The 19,015-nt window shown below is 68.8% G+C and carries 14 protein-coding genes; 7 read left to right on the forward strand and 7 right to left on the reverse strand.

The window, feature by feature from the left end:
* Window positions 1-128: 128 nt before the first annotated feature.
* The gene (gene snpA, locus OG734_RS22435; protein WP_330289311.1) at window positions 129-809 is read right to left on the reverse strand and encodes a snapalysin; all 681 of its coding nucleotides are present in this window, start codon (window positions 807-809) and stop codon (window positions 129-131) included.
* A gap of 206 nt (window positions 810-1,015) precedes the next feature.
* Between snpA and OG734_RS22440 the strand changes: the two genes are divergently transcribed.
* A complete protein-coding gene (locus OG734_RS22440; protein ID WP_330289312.1) occupies window positions 1,016-1,981 on the forward strand; it encodes a LysR family transcriptional regulator in 966 nt (321 codons plus the stop codon).
* Window positions 1,982-1,999: 18 nt separating this feature from the next.
* Here the strand turns inward: OG734_RS22440 and OG734_RS22445 are convergent, their stop codons facing one another.
* Window positions 2,000-4,060 (reverse strand): PhoX family protein, encoded by a 2,061-nt coding sequence (locus OG734_RS22445; RefSeq protein ID WP_330289313.1) that lies wholly within the window; start codon window positions 4,058-4,060, stop codon window positions 2,000-2,002.
* Window positions 4,061-4,393: 333 nt separating this feature from the next.
* On the opposite strand from OG734_RS22445, the gene OG734_RS22450 reads away from it, so the two are divergent.
* Both OG734_RS22450 and metG read left to right on the forward strand, forming a co-directional pair.
* Complete coding sequence (locus tag OG734_RS22450; RefSeq protein WP_330289314.1) at window positions 4,394-6,025, forward strand: VWA domain-containing protein; 1,632 nt, start codon at window positions 4,394-4,396, stop codon at window positions 6,023-6,025.
* Between the two features lie 156 nt (window positions 6,026-6,181).
* Window positions 6,182-7,900 (forward strand): methionine--tRNA ligase, encoded by a 1,719-nt coding sequence (gene metG, locus OG734_RS22455; protein ID WP_330289315.1) that lies wholly within the window; start codon window positions 6,182-6,184, stop codon window positions 7,898-7,900.
* A 15-nt stretch (window positions 7,901-7,915) separates the two neighbouring features.
* Here metG and OG734_RS22460 read toward each other — a convergent pair whose 3' ends face one another.
* Entirely contained in the window at window positions 7,916-8,401 is a 486-nt protein-coding gene (locus OG734_RS22460) for a hypothetical protein (protein WP_330289316.1), read from the reverse strand.
* 231 nt (window positions 8,402-8,632) lie between these two features.
* On the opposite strand from OG734_RS22460, the gene OG734_RS22465 reads away from it, so the two are divergent.
* Window positions 8,633-8,998, forward strand: a complete 366-nt coding sequence (locus OG734_RS22465; RefSeq protein WP_006373333.1) for a PH domain-containing protein — start codon at window positions 8,633-8,635, stop codon at window positions 8,996-8,998.
* A 92-nt stretch (window positions 8,999-9,090) separates the two neighbouring features.
* On the opposite strand, the gene OG734_RS22470 is transcribed toward OG734_RS22465, so the two are convergent.
* The 3 genes from OG734_RS22470 to aspS form a co-directional block, all read right to left on the reverse strand.
* The gene (locus OG734_RS22470) at window positions 9,091-10,083 is read right to left on the reverse strand and encodes an intradiol ring-cleavage dioxygenase (protein WP_330289317.1); all 993 of its coding nucleotides are present in this window, start codon (window positions 10,081-10,083) and stop codon (window positions 9,091-9,093) included.
* Window positions 10,084-10,231: 148 nt separating this feature from the next.
* A complete protein-coding gene (locus OG734_RS22475; protein WP_443064894.1) occupies window positions 10,232-11,131 on the reverse strand; it encodes an intradiol ring-cleavage dioxygenase in 900 nt (299 codons plus the stop codon).
* 216 nt (window positions 11,132-11,347) lie between these two features.
* Window positions 11,348-13,111 (reverse strand): aspartate--tRNA ligase, encoded by a 1,764-nt coding sequence (gene aspS / locus OG734_RS22480; RefSeq protein ID WP_330289319.1) that lies wholly within the window; start codon window positions 13,109-13,111, stop codon window positions 11,348-11,350.
* Between the two features lie 220 nt (window positions 13,112-13,331).
* Between aspS and OG734_RS22485 the strand changes: the two genes are divergently transcribed.
* The 3 genes from OG734_RS22485 to OG734_RS22495 all read left to right on the forward strand — a co-directional run bounded on the left by OG734_RS22485 (window position 13,332) and on the right by OG734_RS22495 (window position 17,884).
* Complete coding sequence (locus OG734_RS22485) at window positions 13,332-15,503, forward strand: ATP-binding SpoIIE family protein phosphatase (RefSeq protein ID WP_330289320.1); 2,172 nt, start codon at window positions 13,332-13,334, stop codon at window positions 15,501-15,503.
* Between the two features lie 7 nt (window positions 15,504-15,510).
* Window positions 15,511-16,914: a cytochrome P450 gene (locus OG734_RS22490; protein WP_330289321.1), complete on the forward strand. Its 1,404-nt coding sequence runs from the start codon at window positions 15,511-15,513 to the stop codon at window positions 16,912-16,914.
* 73 nt (window positions 16,915-16,987) lie between these two features.
* Entirely contained in the window at window positions 16,988-17,884 is an 897-nt protein-coding gene (locus OG734_RS22495; RefSeq protein ID WP_330289322.1) for a BRO-N domain-containing protein, read from the forward strand.
* 90 nt (window positions 17,885-17,974) lie between these two features.
* On the opposite strand, the gene OG734_RS22500 is transcribed toward OG734_RS22495, so the two are convergent.
* Window positions 17,975-18,946, reverse strand: coding sequence for a pirin family protein (locus OG734_RS22500; protein WP_330289323.1), 972 nt, complete (start codon window positions 18,944-18,946; stop codon window positions 17,975-17,977).
* Window positions 18,947-19,015: the final 69 nt, after the last annotated feature.

Below are 19,015 nucleotides of genomic sequence, written 5' to 3' on the forward strand. Positions count from 1 at the left end.
CCGTCCCTGTGCAGAGGGACGGCCCGCGCCTGTGGGGGGTGGGGCTGGGGGTACTGGGGGACTACTCGGTTACTCGGGTCTGCTGCGGACCACTGCGGACCACTGGGGGTCAACCCACTTGCTACTGACTACTGAACCTTGCTGAGGGCCTTCGCGAGCCCGTTGGCCCACAGCCGGTTCACGCGGGAGCGTTCGGCCGAGTTCGGGACGGCGTTGGTGCAGGACGTGCCGGGACCGCCGCCCGACATCAACTCGCTGCACGGCCCGGAGTAGTGGTCGGGCAGCCCGAGCACATGTCCGGTCTCGTGGGCGGTGATACGGGTCGGGTTGTACTGCCGGCTCTGCGCGTAGTCGATGAAGATGTAGCCGCTGCCGTGACCGTCCGTGGAGGCGTACGAGCCTTGGGAGCTGTTGCCCTCGCGGTAGCTGAAGTCGGCGGCGGACGCGGTGCCCGACTGGAGCCTCACGTTCGTCACCGAGCTGTTCCAGATCGACGTGGAGCTGGCTATCTGGGCGCTGAAGGAGGGCGCGCGGGACGCGTCGTAGATGACGGTGACGGCGGCGGCCGAGCGCGGGTTGGCGGCGCGCTTCTCGGCGACGGACTTCAGGACGGCCTCGAAGAATGCCTGGTTGCCGGCGGCTTCCTCGGCCGACCCGGCGTACGCGACCTTCGCGGTGGGCGCGGATATGGACGCGGGTGCAGGTGCGGGTGTGGGTGCGGCGGATGCGGGAACTGCCGTACCGAGGGCGAGAGTTGCCAGGCTGAGGCCTAACGCGGCCGCCACGACACCAGAGATGGGCTTTCTCATCGATGACTCCTTGTGTGGGGGATGAGTCAGTCGGTCGTCTCGTGAGTGTCGGCGGCTGTGCGGCGCCTGTGATGATGGCAAGTCGCGATAGTGCGGCCCTATCACCGCCTTTGTGCGTCTGTCGGAACGTACGGTTCCGGCCTAGGGTTCGATGGCATGGACATGAATATGTGCATGCGCATGATTCGCGACGCGGAGCCGGTCGCATGGAGCTAGAGGTGAGGCACCTGCGGGCGCTGTGCGCCATAGCCGACACCGGCAGCCTCCACCGGGCCGCCCGCCAACTGGGCGTGGCCCAGCCCTCGTTGAGCACCCAGTTGCGCCGGATCGAGCAGGAACTCGGCGGCGAGCTGTTCACCCGCACGCGGGCCGGCTGCCGCCCGACGCCGCTCGGCCGGGTCGTACTGAGCCGGGCCCGTCCCCTGGTGGCGGAGATGCGCTCGCTGGTCACGGAGGCGAGGGTCGCCGCGATGGACGGACCCCAGCTGCGCATCGGCTCGACGGCCAGCCGGGCCCTCTCCGGCTGGCTGCGCCGCCTACGCCAGCACCAGCACCAGCACCAGCACCAGCACCAGCAGGAACCGACCCTCCGCATGGACGTCTCCGCGAACGCGCTGCTGCGCATGGTCGCCGACGGCCAACTGGACGTGGCGTTCGTGCACGAGGTCGAGGGCTGCCCGCTCAGAGTCCCCGACGGCCTGCGCCTGCGCGTACTGGTCGACAGGGAACCCCAGTTCGTGTCCCTGCCCGCCGACCATCCCGCCACCGCGAGACCGGTGGTCCACCTCTCCGAGCTGGCCGACGACCGCTGGATGGTGGACGAGACGGTCGACGGCGAATTCGACGCCGTACTGCGCATGCTGCGCGCCGCCGGCCTCAACCCCCGTGTCCTGCACGGCGATTACCACACCACGGCCTCGCTGGTGGCAACCGGCGAGGTCGTCACCGTCTGCCAGGCGACCTGCCTGCCCCGCCCCGAGATGGCGGTGCGCCGACTGCACGGCGACCCGCTCGGCGTACGGCTGCTGCTGGCGGCCCGTACGGAGACGGATCTCGACGGGGTGCATCCGGCGCTGGCGGAGGCGTACGAGGAGGTGGCGCGGCAGGCACCGGCGTACCGGGAGTGGCTGGAACAGAGTGATGCGAAAACCCCGGTCCCAGCCCTCCCGTAAGCCGCCTGCCAAGTGAGCTCAGACGCCGATGTCGCAACCGTCCGTACGCCACACGGCGACGACCGCCGGGCGGACGATCTTTCCCGGTCCGTCGGGCCAGGTGCTGGCGGGCTTCTCCACCGAGGCACCGTCGATCTCGCCCGGGTGCTGCACGGCGACGAGCACCTGCCGCTCCCCGATGACCGGACCGCAGGTCTCGGCGCCGGTCGGCACGGTCAGGAACTGCTTGAGCTCACCGCGCCGAGCACCCTTGGTGGCGACCCCGAACAGGCCGTCGTGGGAGCCGAGTTGGGCGCCGTCGGTGGAGATCCACAGATTGCCGTGGCGGTCGAAGGCGACGTTGTCCGGGCAGGAGATCGGGCTGACCTTGTCCTTCGGGAAGCCCGCGAAGTAGGTGGCGGGGTCGTTCGGGTCACCGGCGACGAGGAAGAGCGACCAGGCGAACGAGGTGCTCTCGGCCCGGTTCCACCGCTCGGTCAGCTCAAGCACCTGCCCGTGCTTGTTGGAGTTGCGCGGGTTGGCCTCGTCGGTGGCGGCGAAGCCGGCCTTCCCCCGGTTGATGTTGTTGGTGAGGGCGACATAGACCTTGCCGGTGACCGGGTTGGGCTCGATGTCCTCGGGCCGGTCCATCTTGGTGGCGCCGACCTTGTCCCCGGCGAGCCGCGTAAAGACGAAGACCTCCTCCGCGCTCATGCCGTCGACGTGCGAGACGGCGCCCTTGGCGGTGGCGGTCGCCAGCGGGATCCACGTACCGCTGCCGTCGAACTCACCGTCGGCGGGCAGCTTCCCGCTCCCGTCGATCTCGATGGCGGGGGAGTCCCCGGTGAGCTTGGCGACGTACAGCGTGCCCTCGTCGAGAAGGGAGAGATTGTGCTCCCGGACGGACCGCGAGTCCCCATGGCGCATCCGCTTACTACCGACGAACTTGTAGAAGTAGTCGAAGCGCTCGTCGTCACCCGTGTAGACGACGGGACGCCCGTCGGAGGTCAGCCGGATGGTGGCGGCCTCGTGCTTGAAGCGTCCGAGGGCGGTGTGCTTGCGGGGCGTGGAGGAGGGGTCGTACGGATCGAACTCGACGACATACCCGAACCGGTGGACCTCGTTGGGCTCCTGCGCGATGTCGAACCGCTTGTCGAAGCGCTCCCACTTGCGCTCGGTGGCGCCGGTTCCGATGCCGTACCGCTTGTCGGTGTCGCGGGAGGCGTTGGCGAAGTACTGGTTGAAGTTCTCCTCGCCGTGCAGGGTCGTCCCCCACGGCGTGGTGCCCCCGGAGCAGTTGTTGAGCGTGCCGAGAGCCTTCCGCCCGGTCCGGTCGGTGGAGGTCTTGAGGAGATCGGACCCGGCGGCCGGTCCCGTGATCCGGAACTCGGTGGTGGCGGTGACCCGCCGGTTGAGCGGGTGGCGGGGTACGGGAGTGAGCTTGCCGGTACGCCGGTCGCCCTCGACCACGACGGCGGACAGCCCGTGCGCGGCCCAGGCGATCTCGACCTGCTCGCGGGTGGGGTTGGCGGGGTCGTAGCCGCGGAACATCAGGATCTCGTCGGTGTACTCGTGGTTGGCGACCAGGAGCTTCTGGTTCCCGTGAAGGGGGAGCAGCGCGAGGAAGTCGTTGTTGTACCCGAACTGGCCGGCCTGAGCGGCGGCGGTCTGCTTCTCCGGGTCGAAGGCGGGGGCGCCACGGAGTATGGGCTCACCCCAGCGGATGACGACGTTCTGGCCATACCCGCCGGGGACGGTCACGGCGTCGGCGGTGTTGGGCGCGACAGGGCTGAAGCGCAGGCCACGCGGCACGGAGGAGTGGGAGGGGTGGGAGGCCGCGGTGGCCGCTTCGGCACCCTGGGCGCCGACGACGTTCACGGCCGTACCGGCCGCGGTGGCAACGGTGACGACCGCGGCGGCGCGCATCACGGAACGGCGGCTGAGGGCGCCGGCGATCACATCGCCGACGTATTCGTTGGCGCTGGTGTTGGGAACCTCGTGGAAGCAGGCGTCACCACACCGGAAACGGCAGGTCATCGCGGACCGCCCGCCAGGATGCGATCCGGATGACGATCCGATCAACGGCAGCAGCTTGCGCACTTTACTCTCCCCTGAACTTCCCTATACGTACCTTTGGTGTCAGCGCGACGCTAGGGGGACGGGGGTGCGAGGGCGGGGACGCCGGATGAACGAGTAGTGAACCCATGGGAGCGGTAAGGGTGTTGGGCTGCGGGGAAGATGCGCACGGGACCCGCCTGCAGCTCGGCCGATACCTGCTGGGGGGCGGGGCGCGAGGTTGGCGGAGTGGCACCCTTGACGACCGTCGGGTTCGTATGAAAGACCCTGCCCAAGATCGCCAGTACGGCCCGCTAACCTTACGTGTCCGTCCTGGCCAGGGATTGACGGCTACAACTCACGTGAAGGGTTGCGCAAATGGGCATTCTCACTCTCCTGCGGAACGCGTTCGGCAAGTCACGCAAGGGGCGTGACGCCGAGGCGGCGCCCGCGCGGGAGGCGGAGTCGGCTCCTCAGCAGGAGGCCACCGAGCCGAAGATTCCGGCACCGTCCCCGGAACCGACCCTGACCCAGTCCCCGACACCAAAGCCCACAGAGGCCCCCTCGGTCGTGGACGACCTGGTCTCGGCAGCCTTCGACAACGTAACGGTCCCCAAGCCGTCAAGGCCGGTGGACGAGCCATCGGCTCCGGCGGCTGAGCCCGTGGCCGAGGCGTTGGCTCCGGCGTCGGAGCCGGCGACCGAGGTCGAGGCCGACACGAAGACCGAGGCCGCGGAGGAGGCCAAGCCGGAACCGGTGGCCGAGGCAGAGGCAGAGGCCAAGCCGGAGCCGGTGGCGGAGGCAGAGGCGGAGGCAGAGACCGAAGCCAAGGCGGAAGCGGCGGCCGAGGCAGAGCCGGAGGCCAAGCCCGAGCCGGTGGCCGAGGCAGAAACCGAAGCCAAGCCGGAACCGGTCGCCGAGGCCGAGGCAGAAACCGAGCCAGAGCCGGTCGTCGAGACGACGCCGGAGGCTGAACCGGTCGCCGAGGCGACACCGGAGCCCGAGCCGGAACCGGAGCCCGTCGTCGAGGCGACACCGGAGCCCGAGGTAACCCCGGAACCGGAGCCGGTGGCCGAGGTGACTGAGGCCGCCCCGGAAACGGAACCGGAGCCGGAAGCCGAAGCGGTTGCCGAGCCCGAGGTCGAGGTCGAGCCCGCCGCAGAGGAGCCGACTCCCGAGGCCGAACCGGTGGCCGAGGTGACCCCGGAACCGGAGCCGCAGTCTGCGCCTGAGCCTGAGCCGGAGCCCGATTCTCAGGACCTGGAACCGGCAGCCGCCGACGCAGAGGAAGCCCCACAGGGGCCACCCGCACCCGAAGACGATGGCGTCACGGGTGGTGCGGGTGGGAAAACCGATACGGCCGAAGGCGAAGCCGAGGCCGTACCCGCAACCCTCCTCACCGCATACAACTCCGCCGCCACCACCCTCACCACCCTCAACCTCACCAACACCCAAGCCAAGGTCTACCTCGTACTGGACCGCTCCGCGTCCATGCGCCCGTACTACAAGGACGGCTCCGCCCAGGCCCTCGGCGAGCAGACCCTCGCCCTCGCCGCCCACCTCGACCCGGAGGCGACCGTCCACGTCGTCTTCTTCTCCACCGAGCTGGACGGCACCGGCGAGCTCACCCTCCCCGACCACGACAACAAGATCGACGAACTCCACGCCTCCCTCGGCCGCATGGGCCGTACGAGCTACCACGCAGCCGTGGAGGAGATCGTCACGCACTACGAGAAGTCCGGCACCGAGCACCCCGCCCTCATCGTCTTCCAGACGGACGGCGCCCCGGACGCCAAGACCCCCGCCACCCAGTCCCTCACGGACGCGGCGGCAAAGCACCCGGCCCTCTTCTTCTCGTTCATCGCGTTCGGCGAGCCGGAGAACAAGGCCTTCGACTACCTCCGCAAGCTGAAGACGGCCAACACGTCCTTCTTCCACGCGGGCCCGACCCCGCGCGAGCTGACGGACACGGAGCTGTACGAGGGCGTACTGGCGAACTGGCGCCCGTAAACAAAAAGAGAACCCCGCCGCACCACCCCGCCCGCCTCCCCCCAGCAAAAACGGGAGGCGGGCGCCCCATACCAGTCGGCTACGATTTCAAGGTTCGTAGACGGTCCAAAGACACCAATACCGTCACTCCATGTAGCTACTTGGGAGCAGCCCGCAATGGCTCGACACCTCATCACCAGCGCCCTTCCGTACATCAACGGGATCAAGCACCTGGGCAACATGGTGGGGTCCATGCTCCCGGCGGACGTCTACTCCCGCTATCTCCGCCAGCGCGGCCACGACGTCCTCTACATCTGCGCGACGGACGAACACGGCACCCCGGCCGAGCTGGCCGCGAAGGAGCAGGGCATCCCTGTAGCGGACTTCTGCGCACAGGCCCACGACGCGCAGAAGGCGGTGTACGACGGCTTCGGCCTGGCCTTCGACTACTTCGGGCGGAGTTCCTCCCCGCAGAACGTGGAGATCACCCAGCACTTCGCCCGCCGCCTGGGCGAGAACGGCTTCATCGAAGAGCGCGCGATCCGCCAGGTGTACAGCCCCACCGACGGCCGCTTCCTCCCGGACCGCTACGTCGAGGGCACCTGCCCCCACTGCGGCTACGACAAGGCCCGCGGCGACCAGTGCGAGAACTGCACCCGGGTCCTCGACCCGACCGACCTGATCGACCCCAGGTCCGCCATCTCGGGCTCGACGGACCTGGAGGTCCGTGAGACCAAGCACCTCTTCCTCCTCCAGTCGAAGCTCCAGCACGAGGTCGAGGAGTGGGTGACCGCCCACGAGAGCCAGTGGCCCCACCTCGCCTCCTCCATCGCCCGCAAGTGGCTCACCGAGGGCCTGCACGACCGCGCGATCACCCGCGACCTGGACTGGGGCGTCCCGGTCCCGGCGGACACCTGGCCGGAGCTGGCGGCGGAGGGCAAGGTCTTCTACGTCTGGTTCGACGCCCCGATCGAGTACATCGGCGCGACGAAGGAGTGGGCGGACGCCACCGGCGGGGACTGGAAGTCCTGGTGGTACGAGGCCGACGCCGGCGACAACCCGGTCCGCTACACGGAGTTCATGGCCAAGGACAACGTCCCCTTCCACACGGTGATGTTCCCGGCCACGGAACTCGGTGTCCGTGAACCGTGGAAGAAGGTCGATGTCGTCAAGGCCTTCAACTGGCTGACGTACTACGGCGGAAAGTTCTCCACGTCCCAGAAGCGTGGCGTCTTCACCGACCAGGCCCTCGCCATCCTGCCGGCCGACTACTGGCGCTACTTCCTGATCGCCAATGCCCCCGAGTCCGACGACTCCTCCTTCACCTGGGAGCACTTCACCGCCACGGTGAACAAGGACCTGGCGGACACGCTCGGCAACTTCGTCAACCGCGTCCTCTCCTTCTCGAAGAAGCGCTTCGGCGACGAGGTCCCTGCGGGTGCGGCGGCCGGCGAGGCGGAGGCGAAGCTGGGCGAGCAGATCGCCGAGCTGCTCGCGGAGTACGAGAGCCAGCTGGAGGCGCTCCAGTTCCGCAAGGCGGCGGCAGCGCTGCGCGCACTCTGGTCGGCGGGCAACTCCTACCTGGAGGAGAAGGCCCCCTGGCTGGAGATCAAGACCGACCAGGACGGCGCGGCCCTGACCCTCCGTACGGCGATGAACCTCATCCACCTCTACTCGGTGGTCTCGGAACCCTTCATCCCGATGACGGCGGCGACAATGCGCGCGGCGTTCGCGCTCCACAACGACACACAGACGTGGGTCACGGTCGACGAGGCGAAGTCCCTGTCCGCCGTCCCCGCGGGCACCGCGTTCACCGTCCCGCCGGTGCTGTTCGCGAAGCTGACGGACGAGGACCTGGAGACGTACAAGGAGCGCTTCGGCGGCGCACCCGAGTAGACGCCGGCCCCAGCGTCACGCGGTAACCCCGAACCGCCCGTCAACTCCCCGGAGTCGACGGGCGGTTCTGTCGTTCGGGTCGTTCGGGTCGTTCGGGTCGTTCGGGTCGTTCGGGTCGTTCGGGTCGGCGTCGGCGCCCGGCGGGCCGGACTCGAGCCCGAGGGCGCTGCGGGCGGCACTGACGTACTGGAGCCCCTCCACCGCGGTCTGCCTCGCGAGCGCGTACTCGGCGGGGGTGCGGGCGTCGGCCAGTTGACCCCGGGCCGTGCGATGCCGTCCGGCCGCCTCCGCCAACGCCTGCGCGGCGGCTTCGTCGGCCCCCGGCCGAAGACCGGACAGACTCCCCCCGAGCCGCACGACCCATCGGTTGGCCTCGACCTCTGCGTCCAGCCCGGCCAAGCCGGACGCAGCCGTGGGCACCCCCGCCTGCCTGCGCAGAAGGACGACAGAAACCACCGCTCCGACGGTCAGCAGCAGCGTGAGCGGAACGACGATTCCCATGACTTCCTCCAGCGAACGTGAGCGGAACATGCCGTGAGGTCCGGGTATCCGGTTACCCCACTGCGACAGTTCCCATGAAACGCCCCGCCACTGTGCCCTCCCGACGAGAAGTCTGTGCGCTGCCTGCGAACCTCCCATGCACCTGCGGAGGCTCCCCCTCCTCTAGGCATGCCCTGTTTCAGGCGATATACAGGGCGAAGATCATGTGCAGTCAACCGGGGGAGTAGAACCATGGCACTTTTCGGCAACGCGCACACCGTCGATCCGGCCGCCGCACAGCAGGACTACGCCCGGCTGCTCGGCCAGAACGAGCAGGTCCACGCCGCGTACCAGCTGATCCGCGACACCATCCTGTTCACCGACCGCCGGCTCCTCCTCGTCGACAAGCAGGGCATCACCGGCAAGAAGGTCGAGTACCACTCGGTCCCGTACCGCAGCATCACCCACTTCGCGGTGGAGACCGCGGGCACCTTCGACCTCGATGCCGAGCTCAAGATCTGGATCTCGGGTTCCGCGACCCCGGTCCAGAAGACGTTCACGAAGGGCGTCGACATCTATGAGGTCCAGGCGATCCTGACGCAGTTCGTGGCGAAGTAGGCGAAGTAGGCGAAGTAGCGGGACACGACGCAGGCCCGGAACCTGGGGGAGAGGTTCCGGGCCGTCGCAGTCCTTCGCGGGCCGTACGTCCGTCAGCTCGCGGAAGCGGAGGGCGAAGCCGTGTCCGTCGCCGGCGCGGTCTCGGACGCGCCCGGCTGCACCGCGCTGTCTGTGCCGTCGTGCGTCGCCTCGGGGTCGACGCCCATCGTGATGGAGCCGATGACGCCCTTCGCGATGTTCTTCTTGTTGTACTTCAGCTTGAGCAGACCGCCCGCGGTGCCGCTCTGGTCGTAGATCGTGTCCTCGGTGAGCGTCGTGCGCTCGGTCGTCGACGTCGAGTACGGCTCGACCTCGGCGGAGAGCAGCACGGACTCCTCGTCGAGGAAGAACTGGCCGGTGTGGCAGGTGGTGCCGCCCTCGTAGCCGGCGGCCGTCCAGGTGCCGTCCACGTGCACCTTCGTGTGGATGTGGACGCAGCGGCCCTGGTACCAGCCCGGGAAGACCGACTTGAAGGTGACCCTGCCCTGCCGGTCGGTCTTCCAGGTGCCGCGCAGGTAGCGCTTGTCGTCGGTGGGCTCCTGGTGGCCGGCGCCACCACCCGGGCCGCCGGAGGGCGCGCCGGTCGGTGGTTCACCCGTCGGGGTGCCCGAGGGGGCGTCCGTCGGGGCACCGCCCCCGCCACCGGTGGAGGCGCTCTCGTAGCCGGAGTACAGGCCCAGGGCGTCGCAGTGCCAGATGTCGACAGCCGCGTCGACGATCGGCTTGCACGTCTCGGAGTCGATCACCCTCAGGCTCAGGGTCAGCGGGATGCCTTCCTTGTCCTCGGTGATGTCCTGGCGGAGCTTGTCCGCGTCGATGTAGTACGGACCTTCGGTGGTCTCCGACGTGAGCGTGTAGCAGACCTCCGAGCTGCTGCCGGAGGCCTTGGGGGCGGGGGTCTTCTTGCCCTTCCCCGTCTCACCCGCGAACGCGCCCGCCGCGAGTCCGCCCGCGACGCCCACCGCGGCGACCGCTCCGGCGCCGGTGACGACGACCTTGCGACGTGTCAGATCCCTTTTGTGCTTCGGCCCTTGGTTGTCTGTCATGGGTCTGGAACTTAGGTAAGACGCCTGTCAGGACCATGGGAAAGGACTGTGCTTTCCTTTGCCTTTCCGTGCGTCGATGCGAAAGGGGCGGAAAACAGTTGCCCATTTCCCGCCCCCTGGTGCATGAATCAGGCAAGCCTTCCCTTGTTTAATTGGTGTCGTGCGTCTCGTCCGGCGCCACGCCCATCGTCAGTTCGGCGAGAACCCCGCGCCCGATGTCCCGCTTCTTGTACCGCAGCCGCAGCAGGCCGCCCTCGGTACCGTTGTCCGGGTAGATCCCGTCCTCGTCGAGGGTCGTACGAGGGGCTGTGTTCGTCGAGTACGGCGCCACCTCCGCCGAGAGCAGCACCGACTCCTCGTCGAAGAACAGCTGACCCGTGTGGCAGGTGTGCCCGCCCTCGTAGCCGGCGTCGGTCCAGGTGCCGTCCACGTGCACCTTGACGTGGATGTGGACGCAGCGCCCCCGGTACCAGCCCGGGAACACCGTCCGGAAGGTGACGTAACCATGCCGGTCCGTCTTCCACGTACCGCGCAGATAGCGCTCCTCGTCGGTCGGCTCCTGGTGGCCGCCCGGCCCGCCGGGACCGCCTGTAGGAGGCGGACCTGTGGGTACGCCCGTCGGCGCGCCGGACGGCGGAGTGCCACCACCACCGCCACCGCCACTGCCGTTGCCCATGGCCTCGTAGCCGGAGTAGATGCCGAGCGCCGTGCAGTGCCAGATGTCGACGGCCGCGTTCCGCACCGGCTTGCAGGTCTCGGCGTCGATCACCTTGAGCCTGAGGGTGAGGGGGATGCCCTCCTCGTCCTCGGTGACGTCCTGGCGGAGCTTGTCGGCGTCGATGTAGTACGGGCCCTCGGTGGTCTCCGTGGTCAGTAGATAGCAGGCCTCGGGCGTGCCGGAGGGGGTGCCGGAGGGCGTGCTCCCGGGGCCGTGGGCACCCTTGCCCTCCGGTGTTCCCTGCGCCGACGCCAGCCCGGCGCCCAGAGCCACCGCCGTGGCCGTCACAGCCGTCGCGCCACCGGCGACGACGACACGGCGACGCGTCAATTCCCGTAATTCTTGTTGGGGGGTATCAGTCATGGCCCCGGAGATTATGAACGCAACCTGTCAATGAGCTGTGATTTCCCCTGTTTCCTGAGCACCACATGAGAATGGCCCGGAATCGCCGCCGATTCCGAGCCACCCACACGAACCACCACGCGAAATACCGCGTGAAATACCCACCGGGGCCGAGGTTCCCCTTTTTCTTACATTGCTGACGCTTTACTTCGGCTGCGGCTTCCGCACCGAAATGTGCAGCTCCCGAAGCCGTGCCTCCTCCAGCTCCGTCGGCGCGCCCATCATCAGGTCCTGGGCGTTGCCGTTGAGCGGGAACGCGATCGTCTCGCGAATGTTCGGCTCGTCCGCGAGGAGCATGACGATACGGTCGACGCCGGGCGCGATCCCGCCGTGCGGAGGGGCGCCGAAGCGGAACGCGCGGAGCATGCCGGCGAACTCGCGCTCGACCGTCTCCTCGTCGTAGCCCGCGATGCCGAACGCCTTCAGCATGATGTCGGGCTCGTGGTTGCGGATCGCGCCGGACGACAGCTCCGTACCATTGCAGACGATGTCGTACTGCCAGGCCAGGATGTCCAGCGGGTCCTGGGTCTCCAGAGCCTCCATGCCGCCCTGAGGCATCGAGAACGGGTTGTGCGAGAAGTCGATCTTGCCGGTGTCCTCGTCCTTCTCGAACATCGGGAAGTCGACGATCCAGCAGAACCGGAAGACGTTCTCCTCGAAGTGCCCGGCACGCTTGGCGGCCTCGACCCGCACCGCACCCATGATCTTCGAGACCTCGTCGAACTCGCCCGCGCCGAAGAACACGGCGTGACCGGCCGACAGGGACAGCCGCTTGGTCAGCTCGGCGACGCTCTCCTCGGTGAGGAACTTCGCGATCGGCCCGGACAGCGAACCGTCCTCCGTGACCCGCACCCAGGCCAGGCCCTTCGCGCCCAGCGTGACGGCGAAGTCACCGAGCTGGTCGAAGAACTTCCGCGTCTGACCAGCGACGTCCGGCACCGGCAGGGCGCGTACGTGCTTGCCGGCGAAGGCCTTGAACTCCGAGCCCTCGAAGACGTCGGTGATGTCGACCAGCTCCAGCTGGGCGCGCAGGTCCGGCTTGTCGGAGCCGTACTTCAGCATCGCCTCGCGGAACGGGATGCGCGGGAAGGGGGAGGTGACCTCACGGCCCTTGCCGAACTCGGTGAACAGCTCGGTCATCAGCCGCTCGATCGGCTGGAAGACGTCCTCCTGCTCGACGAAGCTCATCTCGACGTCGAGCTGGTAGAACTCGCCCGGCGAACGGTCCGCGCGCGCGTCCTCGTCACGGAAACAGGGCGCGATCTGGAAGTAGCGGTCGAACCCGGAGATCATCAGCAGCTGCTTGAACTGCTGCGGGGCCTGCGGCAGCGCGTAGAACCTGCCCGGGTTGAGGCGGGACGGCACGACGAAGTCGCGGGCACCCTCCGGGGAGGTCGCCGTCAGGATCGGCGTGGCCATCTCGTTGAAGCCCAGCGCGGTCATCTTGTGCCGGATCGCCGAGATGATGGCCGTACGCAGCATGATGTTGCGGTGCATGCGCTCGCGGCGCAGGTCAAGGAAGCGGTACTCCAGGCGCCGCTCCTCGTTGACCCCGTCCTCGGTGTTGATCGTGAAGGGCAGCGGCTGGGCGGCGCCGAGCAGCTCCACCTCTCCGACCTCGACCTCGATCTCACCGGTGGGCAGGTCGGAGTTGATGTTCTCCGCGCCACGCGAGACGACCTTGCCGTCGATGCGGACCGTCGACTCCTTGGAAACCTTGTCGAGGGCCTCGTAGGCGGGCGTACCGGGGCGGGCGACGAGCTGCGTGATGCCGTAGTGATCGCGCAGGTCGATGAAGAGGATGCCGCCCAGGTCGCGCCGATTGTGCAGCCAGCCGCTCAGCCGGACGTCGCTGCCGACGTCAGAGGCGCGGAGCTCGCCGCAGGTGTGGGACCTGTACCGATGCATCGTCGTTCATCCAGCCTTCGCGGATCGGGGATCGGGGTGTGTGTTTCGCGCTCTCACATGTTTCACGTGAAACACAGACCCAGGGTACCGGCCGCCCCGAGACCGCTTCCCCGCAATTGTTCGCACGCGTAGCCTGTACCGCTCGTCCACTGGGTGCTCCACAGGGTGCCCTGTACAGCTTGGGTGGCACGCTGCGATCACCTCTCCATAAAGTAGGTCAATGCGCACTGGTGAGCCCCTGCCCGCCGTGGGGGACGTCCTGGTCGCCCTCGCAACCGGCCTGTGGCACTGGGACACAGCAACACAACTGGTCACACTCGACTCCGAGGCGGCCCGCCTGCTCGGTCTGCCCGCCGAGCCGACCACACTCACGGAGGCCGCGACCCGGGCCCGACTCCACCCGGTCGACTGGAACGAGATCGCCGGCGTCATCCAGCTCGCCGTCGCCGAGGACAGCATCGCCGAGGTCCGGGTCCGGGTCATGGACGAGCAGGGCCGGGTCATCCGTACCGCACGCAGCCGCGCGAAGCCGACCTTCGACCTCGACCGCAAGGCGTACGACGTGATCGGCACCCTTCAGGAGGTCACCGAGCCCCCGCCGGGAGCCGCCGCGCGCACCCCCGTCACCGGTGACTGGCGCCGCTCCCGCGAGGCGTTCCTGCTGGACGCGGGCCGGGCGCTCGCCGAGGCCCGGTCGACGGAGGAGGTGCTGCGGGTCGCGGCCGGCCTGTCGATGCCGGGCTTCTCACCGGACGGCCTGGCCGTCTTCGGCGTCCAGGGCGACCGCCTCACCGTCATCGGCCACCACGGCCAGCGCCCCGGCGACGAGCGCCCCTTCTCCCACATGCCCCTGGAGACCGACTACCCGGCAGCCGAGGTGGTCCGCACCGGCCGGGCCGTCTATCTCTCCTCCCCCGAGTCCTACAAGGTCCGCTACCCGACCGCCTGGCCGCTTGCCCAGGTGTTCGACCGCCAGTCGTGGGCGTTCCTGCCGCTGATCGTCGCGGGCCGCACGATGGGCGCCTGGATGGCGGGCTTCGCCTACCCGGTCAGTTTCACCCCCGACGAACGCTCGGTCCTGACGACGGTCGCCCGCATGCTCGCCCAGGCCCTGTCGAGGGCGGGCGTGGCGGAATCGGAACGGGAACTCACGGACGGCCTGCAACGCTCCATGCTGCCGACTCTCGGCCCCGAGATACCCGGCATGGAGGTCGCCGCCCGCTATATACCGACCGGCGGCGGTCTCCAGGTCGGCGGCGACTGGTACGACATGATTCCGCTGCCCGGCCGCGGACGGTTCGCCCTGGTCATCGGCGACGTCCAAGGCCACGACGTCCGCGCCGCCGGTCTGATGGGACAGCTCCGCATAGCGCTGCGCGCCTACGCCTCCGAGGGCCACCGCCCCGACGCCGTCCTCTCCCGCGCTTCCCGCTTCCTGCACGGCATCACCAATGACCAGGGCAGCGGCGACCTGCGCTTCGCGACCTGTCTGTACGTCGAGGTCGACCCGGCGACCGGGGTCCTGGAGATCGCCCGCGCCGGCCACCCCGACCCGGCGATCCGCATGGCGGACGGCACGGTACTGACCCGCCCGACCGCGGGCGGCCTGCCCCTGGGCATCGACCCGGACGCCGACTACCCCACCACCCTCCTCGCCCTCGAACCCGGCGAGACCATGCTCCTGTGCACCGACGGCCTGATCGAGACCGGCGGCCACGACCTGGAGACGGGCTGGCAGCGCATCCGTACGACGCTGGAGGAACACAAGGGGGACATCAAGGACGACGGCCTGGAGGAACTGGCCGACGCCCTGGTCCAGGCCGTGCACGGCCCCTCCTCCCACCACACCACGGGCCCGCTGGCCGACCGCCGCGAGGACGACATAGCGCTGCTCCTCCTGAGCCGCCCGGGCGAACGCGCCACCGACGGCACCCTGCCACCGGCGACCCGCCCCACCGTCCGCCGCACCATGCTGACCATCGCCCAGGCGGAACCCGAGCGCGTCGCCGTGGCCCGCCAGCAACTCAGAGAACAGCTCCACGACTGGCCCTGCGCCGACCAGGTCGACTCGGCGGTCCTCCTGATCTCCGAGACGGCCACCAACGTCTTGGTCCACACGGACGCCGACGCCCTGGTCGTCGCCGAGGTCACGGGCGACCCCGGCGCGCGCCGTATCCGCGTCGAGGTCACGGACGTGAGCGACGACCTCCCGCACAAACGCCGCCCGGGCGAACTGGCCTCGTCGGGCCGGGGGTTGATGCTCATCGAGATGCTCGCGGACGCGTGGGGGGTGGACCCGCGGGGCGAGGGCAAGAGCATCTGGTTCGAGCTGTACGAGAGGAACCACGAGAAGGAGGAAAGGCCACCCTCGGGCGCCCAAAAAAGCGGATGATATGACCATGGCTGTCACGCGCACCGCTCACAGCACCGCACCCGCCGCCACTCCCGCCCCCGGCCCCACCGGCCACCCCCTGCTGGGCTCGGCCCTCGACCTGCGCAGGGACCCGCTCGGCACCTTCGTCCGCGCCCAGCGGGAGTACGGCGACGTGGTCCGCGTAACAGCAGGCCCGCCGGGCCTCCGTACGGTCATGTACTGCGTTTTCTCCCCCGAGGGCGCCCAGCAGGTCCTGGCCACGCAGGCCGGCAACTTCCGCAAGGACAACGTCTTCTACGAGGAGATACGCCAGACCGGGGGCAACGGCCTCCTGACCAGCCAGGACGACGTCTACCTCCGCCAACGGCGCCTGATCCAGCCCCTGTTCACCAAGAAACGGGTCGACGGTTACGCCGCGACGATCACCAGCGAGGCCGAGGCGACAGCGGAACGCTGGCGGAACAGGCCCGACGTGGACGTCGTACGGGAGATGGACCGGCTGGCGCTGCGTACGGTCGCCCGTGTCCTGTTCGGCGCGGATGTCGAAGCCGCGGTGGATGTCATCCACGCAAACTTCCCGGTCATCAGCGCGTACATCACCGGGCGGGCCTACTCCCCGCTCAGGCTCCCGCGCACCTGGCCCACGCCGTCCAACAGGCGGGCGGAGGCGGCGACTTCGGCGGTGTACGAGGTCTGCGACAGCATGATCGCGGCACGCCGGAGCAAGGGGAGCGAAGCAGCCGGCGAGGCCACCGAGGACCTCCTCTCCCTCCTCTCCCAAGCTCAGAACGAGGAGGACGGCAGCCTCGACGCCACCGAACTCCGCGACCAGGTCCTGGTGTTCCTCCTCGCAGGCCACGAAACGACGGCGACGTCACTGGCCTTCGCCCTCCACCTCCTGGCCCGCCACCCCGAGGTGAGAGCACGGGCCCAGGAAGAAGTCGACGCGCTGCCGTCAGGGGAGCCGTACACGGCGGCGACCATGGACCGACTCCCGTACCTGACCAGGGTCCTGAAGGAGACGATGCGCCTGTATCCGGCCGCTCCCCTGATGGGCAGGCGGGCGGTGGCGGAGACGGAGATCGACGGCCACCTCATCCCGGCGGGCGCGGACATCCTCATCTCGCCCTGGGTCACCCACCGCCACCCGGCCCACTGGGACACCCCCGACCGATTCGACCCGGACCGCTTCACCCCCGACCAGGAGACCGCCCGCCACCGCTACGCCTGGCTCCCGTTCGGCGGCGGCCCCCGCGCGTGCATCGGCCGCCACTTCTCGATGCTGGAGTCGGTCCTGGCCCTGGCGGTACTGCTGCGCGAGTACGACCTCGAGACCCCGGACACGGACGTCCCGGTGACGGCGGCGGTGACATTGCAGGCGGTGGGGGAGGCTCGGGTGGGGGTAAGGGCGAGGGCGCCCCTCCACTAAAGGATGAACATCGTTGCTATGAACACGAGTTTCGCCTCCACCTGCCTACATTCCGAGGCGGAGGTGATGCTCGATGTACGAGCAGAACAACGACAGGCCGTCGGACGAGTCGACGGCACAGCGGCAGGACGCGATCGACATCAACGACTTCGTGTACGCGGCCACAGGGGCGCGGGTGCGGAGGCTGACGATGCCGGACGGGACGCACTGGTTTCCCGCGGCGGACGTCTGCAGGGAGTTGGGGTACGCCAACTCTCGGAAGACTCTGTCGGACCATGTCTCCGAAGAGCACCGAGAGATTCTTGAGACCGTAACTGGAGGTTACGGTCTCAGCGTTCCCGCAGGTCGGGAGTGGCGACGAGACATGAACCTCATCGATCTCCAGGGCCTGATCCGCTTGGTCAACGGCTGCACCAAGCCCGAGTCCCAGCCCTTCAAGTCCTGGGTCTCGGAAGTCATCGCCACCATCCAGCGCGACGGCTCCTACTCCCTCGAAACCGCCGCCCTGCAACCCACCCCGACCACCGTCACCGCCTACGCCGTCCCCCAACAACTCGCCGACGCCCTCGTCCGTCTCGAAGAACGCGTCGACCGGCAGGACGAAGCGCTGCGCCAGATCGACAACAAGCAGAACGTGATCGCCGACCTGCTCCGCGACATCACCCGGACCCTCCGCCGCACAGGCGACCGCACCCGCCAGGTCGAGGCCCCGGAGCTGACACCCCAACAGCTCCTGTCCAACTGGAAGTCCAGGAACCTCGCCGTCACCGAGGACGTCCACACGGTCGCCGCCCACCTGGCCCCGGCCCTGCTGCACGGCGGCGCCAACTACAGCGTGGAGGAGATCTCCGTCCACACCGGGCTCTCCCCGGACCGCGTCCGCCACAGCCTGGAGCTGCTGTCCGAGCAGGGCTGCGTACGCCAGGTGGGCCGCGCTCCGGACGACACTCCGTTCTACGTGCTGCCGTAGCCCAGTAGCCCCCAAGAAAGACAGGCCCGAAGCCGCAATACGAGGTTGCGGCTTCGGGCCTGGTCGTACAGTACTGAATTTTTCTACGGCCTACAGGCCACCCTCCGACATTCCATGCACCGCCGGGACAGTTCCCAGCCGGCCCTTCTGGAAGTCCTCGAACGCCTGCTCAAGCTCCGCCCTCGTGTTCATCACGAACGGGCCATAGTGGGCCATCGGCTCACGGATCGGCTGTCCGCCGAGGAGGACGACCTCCAGGTCCGGGCTGTTCGCGTCCTGCAGTTCGTCCGCGCGGACGGTCAGGGACGAGCCCGCACCGAAGACCGCCGTCTGACCCTTGTGGACCGGGCGCCGGTCCACGCCGACGCTGCCGCGGCCCGCGAGGACGTACGCCAGGCCGTTGAAGTCCTCCCGCCAGGGGAGGGTGACCTCCGCGCCCGGGGCCAGCGTGGCGTGGACCAGGCTGATCGGGGTGTGGGTGATACCGGGACCCTCGTGGCCGTCCAGCTCACCGGCGATGACGCGCAGCAGCGCGCCGCCGTCGTGGGACGTGAGGAGCTGGACCTGGCCGCCGCGGATGTCCTGATAGCGCGGCGCCATCATCTTGTCCTTGGCCGGGAGGTTCACCCACAGCTGGATGCCGTGGAAGAGGCCGCCGGACATGACGAGCGACTCCGGGGGCGCCTCGATGTGCAGCAGGCCCGAGCCCGCCGTCATCCACTGGGTGTCCCCGTTGGTGATGGTGCCGCCGCCGCCCTGCGAGTCCTGGTGGTCGAAGATCCCGTCCATGATGTAGGTGACGGTCTCGAAGCCGCGGTGGGGGTGCCAGGGCGTTCCCTTGGGCTCGCCCGGCGCGTACTCCACCTCACCCATCTGATCCATCATGATGAACGGGTCGAGGTGCTTGTAGGCGATCCCGGCGAACGCCCGGCGCACTGGGAAGCCCTCACCCTCGAAACCGCTCGGCGCGGTCGTCACGGTGAGCACGGGACGCGCCACGGCGTCGGCCGACGCGGCCACACGGGGCAGGGTCAGCGGGTTCTCGACGGTCACTGCAGGCATGTCGGGACCTCCTTGTGCGGCCAGTTTAGTTGATTATTGAACTTCCTGCTACCCCTAACAGAGAAGGCC

The sequence above is a fragment of the Streptomyces sp. NBC_00576 genome, assembly GCF_036345175.1.
Taxonomy (GTDB): domain Bacteria; phylum Actinomycetota; class Actinomycetes; order Streptomycetales; family Streptomycetaceae; genus Streptomyces.